Annotated in this window: 11 protein-coding genes and 1 pseudogene; 3 read left to right on the forward strand and 9 right to left on the reverse strand. The window is 37.2% G+C overall.

Features of this window, described 5'->3' with window-relative positions; translation table 11 throughout:
• The 8 genes and pseudogenes from G468_RS21385 to G468_RS0115485 all read right to left on the reverse strand — a co-directional run.
• A pseudogene (locus G468_RS21385) lies at nt 1-515 on the reverse strand (bifunctional DNA primase/helicase); the annotation flags it as partial.
• 114 nt (nt 516-629) lie between these two features.
• Nucleotides 630-1,373, reverse strand: coding sequence for a helix-turn-helix domain-containing protein (locus tag G468_RS22615; protein ID WP_051297147.1), 744 nt, complete (start codon nt 1,371-1,373; stop codon nt 630-632).
• Entirely contained in the window at nt 1,366-1,539 is a 174-nt protein-coding gene (locus G468_RS24390) for a hypothetical protein (RefSeq protein WP_167876675.1), read from the reverse strand. The genes G468_RS22615 and G468_RS24390 overlap by 8 nt, the downstream gene beginning before the upstream one ends.
• Nucleotides 1,540-1,612: 73 nt before the next feature.
• The gene (locus G468_RS0115465) at nt 1,613-1,825 is read right to left on the reverse strand and encodes a hypothetical protein (protein ID WP_162143436.1); all 213 of its coding nucleotides are present in this window, start codon (nt 1,823-1,825) and stop codon (nt 1,613-1,615) included.
• Nucleotides 1,826-1,982: 157 nt separating this feature from the next.
• On the reverse strand, nt 1,983-2,678 hold the full coding sequence (locus tag G468_RS22620) for a helix-turn-helix domain-containing protein (RefSeq protein WP_051297148.1): 696 nt from the start codon (nt 2,676-2,678) through the stop codon (nt 1,983-1,985).
• The gene (locus G468_RS21400; RefSeq protein ID WP_034250169.1) at nt 2,671-2,937 is read right to left on the reverse strand and encodes a hypothetical protein; all 267 of its coding nucleotides are present in this window, start codon (nt 2,935-2,937) and stop codon (nt 2,671-2,673) included. The genes G468_RS22620 and G468_RS21400 overlap by 8 nt, the downstream gene beginning before the upstream one ends.
• The gene (locus G468_RS0115480) at nt 2,921-3,292 is read right to left on the reverse strand and encodes a hypothetical protein (RefSeq protein WP_026823837.1); all 372 of its coding nucleotides are present in this window, start codon (nt 3,290-3,292) and stop codon (nt 2,921-2,923) included. The genes G468_RS21400 and G468_RS0115480 overlap by 17 nt, the downstream gene beginning before the upstream one ends.
• A gap of 180 nt (nt 3,293-3,472) precedes the next feature.
• A complete protein-coding gene (locus G468_RS0115485) occupies nt 3,473-3,685 on the reverse strand; it encodes a helix-turn-helix domain-containing protein (protein ID WP_026823838.1) in 213 nt (70 codons plus the stop codon).
• 98 nt (nt 3,686-3,783) lie between these two features.
• Between G468_RS0115485 and G468_RS21405 the strand changes: the two genes are divergently transcribed.
• Nucleotides 3,784-4,179 (forward strand): helix-turn-helix domain-containing protein, encoded by a 396-nt coding sequence (locus G468_RS21405; RefSeq protein WP_051297149.1) that lies wholly within the window; start codon nt 3,784-3,786, stop codon nt 4,177-4,179.
• 333 nt (nt 4,180-4,512) lie between these two features.
• A complete protein-coding gene (locus tag G468_RS0115495; protein ID WP_026823839.1) occupies nt 4,513-4,755 on the forward strand; it encodes a hypothetical protein in 243 nt (80 codons plus the stop codon).
• A gap of 137 nt (nt 4,756-4,892) precedes the next feature.
• Here the strand turns inward: G468_RS0115495 and G468_RS0115500 are convergent, their stop codons facing one another.
• A complete protein-coding gene (locus tag G468_RS0115500) occupies nt 4,893-5,081 on the reverse strand; it encodes a Cro/CI family transcriptional regulator (protein ID WP_026823840.1) in 189 nt (62 codons plus the stop codon).
• A gap of 108 nt (nt 5,082-5,189) precedes the next feature.
• On the opposite strand from G468_RS0115500, the gene G468_RS0115505 reads away from it, so the two are divergent.
• On the forward strand, nt 5,190-5,882 hold the full coding sequence (locus G468_RS0115505; RefSeq protein WP_026823841.1) for an XRE family transcriptional regulator: 693 nt from the start codon (nt 5,190-5,192) through the stop codon (nt 5,880-5,882).
• Nucleotides 5,883-6,417 lie beyond the last annotated feature (535 nt).

Below are 6,417 nucleotides of genomic sequence, written 5' to 3' on the forward strand. Positions count from 1 at the left end.
ATCAGCTCGCCATCTCGCTTGTAAGGGAACGCGATAGCGGGTAATTCCCTGTTATCTTCAGGTGACCAGACAATCCCATCACTGACCTGAAATTCTTTTGCCGTTTTGCGGTCTATGCCTCGTGATTGAAGATATTCGTAACAGTCTTGTGGTTCACGGACGGTTTTTTTCAGTGATGCGGGTTGTGGACGTTTAAACTGTTTTTTCCTTTTTGCTTCAAATGTACCCGATTCATCCGCTATCCCTAGAAACTGCTTTGCTTCCGCCATCGCCTGATGCAAACTACAGCCCCTGACCTGAACCCACAAATCGAGTAAATCACCCCCTGTCCCTTCAGAAAAATCTGACCAAACCTTTTTGCCAGAGAGATTAACCTTCAAACTTTTACCCTGCTCACCATGCACAGAGCCAGCCACCCACTCCTGACCCTCTTTTTTGCCTTCAGGTAAGAGATATTTAGCCACTCTGACAACATCAAGCCACAACCGCTCAGATAATTCCGTAATGCTAATCATGCTTCCCTCAGATTAAATTTGTCAAACCCGTATTGTACAATGCCCGCGCTCAGCCAGCCGTGGTTGTACCCACGGATGAGTATTGATTTGATAATTGGTTTCATAATGATTTTGTTAGAAAAATACCAGGCCGTTTTTAGCAATGGTTATTGTTGATTGATTGGTTACAGGTTGTCTTTGCTGCTTGCGTTTGCGTGCCGTCTCGTTTTGATAATTCAGTTTTGCGCTCAGTGCTGAAAACCAGTTTTTAGGTTTTTCTTTGCTGAATTCAACATCAAACCGTTTCAATTCCTGCAATAAATCAATATCTGAAAATATCGACGCCCATTGTTCAAAATCTTTTTGGTTGAGTCGAATCACTTCACCTTCAAACGCATAACGAGATATTTTTATCGTATTTTTTTCAATCGGGTTTTGGGTGTTAAGATCTTTAGATTCTATGTTAGGTTCTACTGATAGATTCTGAGTACCGTTTTTGGGATCCTTCAAAGTACCGTTTTTGGTACTGTTCAAAGTACCGTTTTTGGGATCGTTACCAATTTCGGTACTGTTCCCATTTTGGTACTGTTTATCATCCCGTTTTTGGTACTCTTCTTCGGTTATATTTAATCGTAAAACTTTAACTTGTTTTGTTGCTCCTTTTCTCTCTCCAGTATCGATTATTAACCCTTCAGCTATCATTTGGTTAATTTGTCGGCAAATAGTTTTTCTATCTAACCCAGTATCATTTGATAGCCTCTGAATACTGGGATAGCAACAATGATGTTCATCAGCTCTGTCAGCTAGAGCTAGTAATAACAACTTCTGAGAAGCTTTTAAATTAATTTTCCATACCCAATTTGTTGCTATTCTACTCATACTGATTACCTCTAATGGATTCTTCGCGATGTTCAAGCCTTAATTTTGCATCTTCCAATGCGGCTTTTAGCTTTTTGGCGGCTAACTCTGTGAAAGAGCGATTGACTCTCTCTCTAATAATGTTTTTATGAATATTTGACTGGTAAAATCGGCGTTTTTTTGGCATAATGACCTCGCTGAAATTGAAAGAAAAAAGGGAAATTCGCCGTTTCCCTTCTCCTTGAAATACTTAACTAAACTCAACGTTCGATATGATATTTGCAGGCTCCATTGTTTTTTAACTCTGGAGCTTCTTTTTTTGGCAATCTCAAATGCTCTAGCATGTCTATCAGCTTACGTATCTCTTCACCTGAGATATTTGTGATAAGAACCTCCTGTGTCGATGAATCAGGCACACTCACCACATGCCTTGGCAAGCCGTATTCTGAAACACCCCACAGCCACTCTGACAACATCAAGCCACAACCGCTCAGATAATTCCGTAATGCTAATCATGCTTCCCTCAGATTGAATTTGTCAAACCCGTATTGCACAATGCCCGCGCTCAGCCAGCCGTAGTTGTACCCACGGATGAGTATTGATTTGATGATTGATTTCATGATGATTTGGCTAGAAAAATACTAAGCCGTTTTTAGCAATGGTCATTGTTGATTGATTGGTTACAGGTTGTCTTTGTTGCTTCCGTTTGCGTGCCGTCTCGTTTTGATAATTCAGTTTTGCGCTCAGTGCTGAAAACCAGTTTTTAGGTTTTTCTTTGCTGAATTCAAAATCAAACCGTTTCAATTCCTGCAATAAATCAATATCTGAAAATATCGACGCCCATTGTTCAAAATCTTTTTGGTTGAGTCGAATCACTTCACCTTCAAACGCATAACGAGATATTTTTATCGTATTTTTTTCAATCGGGTTTTGGGTGTTAAGATCTTTAGATTCTATGTTAGGTTCTACTGATAGATTCTGAGTACCGTTTTTGGGATCCTTCAAAGTACCGTTTTTGGGATCGTTACCAATTTCGGTACTGTTCCGTTTTTGGGTATGTTCTAATTCTATATTTAATCGTAAAACTTTAACTTGTTTTGTTACTCCTTTTCGCTCTCCAGTATCGATTATTAACCCTTCAGCTATCATTTTGTTTATTTGTCGGCAAATAGTTTTTCTATCTAATCCAGTATCATTTGATAATCTTTGAATACTGGGATAGCAACAATGATGTTCATCAGCTCTGTCAGCAAGAGCAAGTAATAACAACTTCTGAGAAGCTTTCAAATTAATTTTCCATACCCAATTTGTTGCTATTCTACTCATACTGATTACCTCTAATGGATTTTTGACGATGTTTAAGCCTTAACTTTGCATCTTCTAATGCAGCTTTTAGCTTCTTGGCGGCTAACTCTGTGAAAGAGCGATTGACTCTCTCTCTAATAATGTTTTTATGGATATTTGACTGGTAAAATCGGCGATTTTTTGGCATAATGACCTCGCTGAAATTGAAAGAAAAAAGGGAAAACTGCCGTTTCCCTTCTCCTTGAAATACTAAACTTTCTTCATCAAACACAAAGCTCATTACAATTCTCAAAAGCTTCATTGTTTTTTAACTCTGAAGCTTCTTTTTTTGGCAATCTCAAATGCTCCAGCATGTCTATCAGCTTGCGTATTTCTTCACCTGAGATATTCGTAATAACAACCTCTTGAGACTGTGAACCAGAAACACTCACCACATGCCGAGGCAAGCCGTATTCTGAGACGACCTGACAGGCTAGTTTAAATATTCTGGTTTTATCCCGACTCGCTGTTGAGGGGTGGATCCCGAGTGATTTAGCAAACCCGTTATTCCCCCCTTCTGATGCCATCTTCTGGTAGAAGTAAGACTCTAAATGCTCAGGTTTGCAGGTGATTTTGATAGTATTTGAATATTCCATGGTTATAATCCTTAAGTAATAAAATTCCCTACCTCAATATTTCTATGAGGTTTGTGAAAAAATAATAGATAGAGTGAGATTGTGAGTGATTAAGTGGGTTTTGCCGCTTCAGCCATTTAGCAGAGTGCTATCCGGTCGCCCGATGGTATACCGCATCGTTCGGTGATTATGGTAATGAATTTAATTTTTTATAAATCTTTGTGGGTAAAGAATTTGTATTTCGCTAATTTTTCCTTTATAGAATCGCGCGAGTTTCTCAGCTAATTCTAAAGACGCAGATTGAGTACCTCTTTCTAATCGGCTCAAGTTTCCTGCATCACAGTTTATAGTGTTTGCAACTTGAACAATTGTTAATTCATTTTCAATTCTAATTTTTCGTAATGGTGTCTGCATAAAGATCTCCTTTAGATGCGTTATGCGCATAATAATTCAACTTTCAAATATGTGCAAAACGCTTTGTGTAAAACGCAAAAAGAATATTTAATTATAATATGAATGTAGGTACTAGAATTAGAGAACTTAGAAAAAAGAAAGGCATGACCATTCTTCAATTGGCTACAGCTATTAATAGCGATGTAGGCAATATTTCTCGTCTCGAAAGAAACAAGCAAGGATATAGCGAAAATACTCTTTTAAAAATTGCTTCAGCATTAGGGGTGCAAGTAGCTGATCTATTTCTAGATAGTAGTGAAACCAATAATGCTTCACGCAATAACAAACAAAAATATAGTAACCTCAAATCGGATCAAATAGAGTTACTTGAACTGTATGATAGCCTTCCTGAAGAAGAAGCTAAACGCTTTATCAAAGAAATGAGAGACAGAAAAACTCACTATGAACTCATTTTTAATGAAATGTTAAAAAAACGCGGTATCAGAGCTCCTTAGATTACTATCTCTTCCCTTAATAGCCTATTGTTATAGGCTTATTTATTCTTTTATCGCATCAACATCTCAATAAAAAACTTAAAAATCAATAAAATAAAAATTTATGGAATTAAAATTTTTGTCGAGATTAAAAATGCGCTTTACGCATTTGCTTTTTACGCAAATTATTCTCGTATCAAAGGCAAACAGCCAGAGATTGAAAAAAGTTAACGGCGCACTTTAACGCACGGGCGGACGGCGTATCTCTCTAGAGACAATGTACCGAAGTGGCAGAACCCATTTTCCATCACAAACAGGACTATTTATTCATCTAATTTGTTAAGGAAAAATATTATGAAGAAAACATCTGCTATATGCCCTGTATGTTCTAAACGTTTCAATCCGAATAAATCTTACGAACACATTAAGGAATTTCATCCTACAGCCAGTGACTATCAGTTAGCTATTATTCGTGATGCACGCCGTAAGTGTTATGGTCAGAGTAAACCAGTGAAGCATAAAAATGCTGCTTTACTTCCTCACACATCAATCTTTGCTGTATCACAAACAAGAGCCACAAAATTAAGAATTGCATAACGATTTGATAGTCTTTGCAGCAATCTTATCCTACACTTAATTCCATAAGTTTCAGATAATAGTTATCCCTCCCGATGGGCTGGGAATTTATAAATCTCCCAATTTCAGGGAGGCCAGGTTGTTAAAGAGCGTTTTTTTTATTCCTCTTTATTTTTCACTAAATCTTCAAGAGGAATGTCTAGCAATTTGTTTATTTGTGCGTACCTTGAAGGCGGTATGTATCCTTTATATGTCCATTGTCTAATGGCCTGATCGCTAATATTCAGCAATTTTGCCAATGCAGGAACTCCACCTGCTTTCTCAATGGTCGCTTTCAATGCTTCCATATTTATACCCTTGTACTTACGTAACAACAAGTAAAATACAAGATTTACTTTTTAAAAGCAAGTTTTACTTGCTGGAAATAATAAAAGTAACGCTTGTATAATTAGACTATGAAAACTATGCATGAAAGAATAAAGCAAGCAAGACTTGCAAAAAAAATGACTCAAGCTGAACTGGCTGAAAAGCTCAGTGTTACCCCTCAATCCGTTCAACAGTGGGAAACGAGCACAGAACCTAAAAAAAATAGATTAATGAAAATAGCTGATGTACTTGATATTAATGTAAATTGGCTTTTGTTTGGAGAGAAAAAAAACAAAGATGGCCGTTTAAAAAATAAAATGAATTTTCGGGAAATATCAGAATGGGACGAATCAACGCCTTTAGAAGATGATGAAGTCGAAATCCCTTTTTATAAAAGTATTGAGTTAGCCGCAGGTAGCGGATGTAACGAAAATAAGGATTACAATGGTTTTAAACTCCGTTATTCTCGATCAACATTGCGCAGATATGGAATACCTTCCAAAAGTGTTTACGCATTTACTGTTCACGGCAATAGCATGGAGCCAGTAATACCTAATGGAGCAACAGTATTTGTTAATTGCTGCGATAATTCAATAGTAGATGGTGGTATTTATTTTATTGAGCAAGACGACTTATTTAGAATAAAAATTTTATTAAGGCAACCAGGAAAAAAAGTAATTATACGAAGTTTTAACTCCATTGAATACCCAGATGAGATCGCTGACCTAGATACAGTTAAGGTTATAGGCAGAGTTTTTAATGCATCTATAATGTTTATGTAAAAGTAGCTCAATCACTTTCCACATCACATAGCCTTCACATTGAAGGCACATTTAATATTTCTTTTCATATAAAATTCCATTTTAAAACAGTTAATTAAACTCAAAAATCAACCTTAAACTTGCCTTTAAACAAGACTTACTTGCTTTAATAAAGAAACACTTGTATTATTACCCCATCAACTCACTGCAACAGGCAGACGACAGACAATACCACGAGTTATCTGAAACTTTGCCAGACGTTGCTAAGTAGCCAGCCTGAGGCGTATGAACATGAAGGCAAGTGACGACAGTTAAGCAGTACCGCTCTTTAACACTCTTTCGCTGAAAAAGCGTAACCACAAAACACCCAAACAGTCGGTTTTGGGGTGTGTGAAATAACAAAAATACAGTCGCTAAGTTAAAAACCAACACCAGGGTACTACCAATATGACTGTAAATCTAATCCGGATACCTCCGGCACACACCACCAAAACCCATTGTCAGGAGGTAATATGTGTAACTTTCATGGTTATGATAATGCTCGCCGTCGGAGACA

The organism is Arsenophonus nasoniae DSM 15247 (assembly GCF_000429565.1).
Lineage (GTDB): Bacteria > Pseudomonadota > Gammaproteobacteria > Enterobacterales > Enterobacteriaceae > Arsenophonus > Arsenophonus nasoniae.

Coding starts and splice junctions, on each gene's coding strand:
- G468_RS0115485 (WP_026823838.1), bottom strand. CDS start 3,685: ATGCAGACACCATTACGAAAAATTAGAATTGAAAATGAATTAACAATT.
- G468_RS22615 (WP_051297147.1), bottom strand. CDS start 1,373: ATGAGTAGAATAGCAACAAATTGGGTATGGAAAATTAATTTAAAAGCT.
- G468_RS24390 (WP_167876675.1), bottom strand. CDS start 1,539: ATGCCAAAAAAACGCCGATTTTACCAGTCAAATATTCATAAAAACATT.
- G468_RS21405 (WP_051297149.1), top strand. CDS start 3,784: ATGAATGTAGGTACTAGAATTAGAGAACTTAGAAAAAAGAAAGGCATG.
- G468_RS0115500 (WP_026823840.1), bottom strand. CDS start 5,081: ATGGAAGCATTGAAAGCGACCATTGAGAAAGCAGGTGGAGTTCCTGCA.
- G468_RS0115495 (WP_026823839.1), top strand. CDS start 4,513: ATGAAGAAAACATCTGCTATATGCCCTGTATGTTCTAAACGTTTCAAT.
- G468_RS0115480 (WP_026823837.1), bottom strand. CDS start 3,292: ATGGAATATTCAAATACTATCAAAATCACCTGCAAACCTGAGCATTTA.
- G468_RS21400 (WP_034250169.1), bottom strand. CDS start 2,937: ATGAGCTTTGTGTTTGATGAAGAAAGTTTAGTATTTCAAGGAGAAGGG.
- G468_RS0115505 (WP_026823841.1), top strand. CDS start 5,190: ATGAAAACTATGCATGAAAGAATAAAGCAAGCAAGACTTGCAAAAAAA.
- G468_RS22620 (WP_051297148.1), bottom strand. CDS start 2,678: ATGAGTAGAATAGCAACAAATTGGGTATGGAAAATTAATTTGAAAGCT.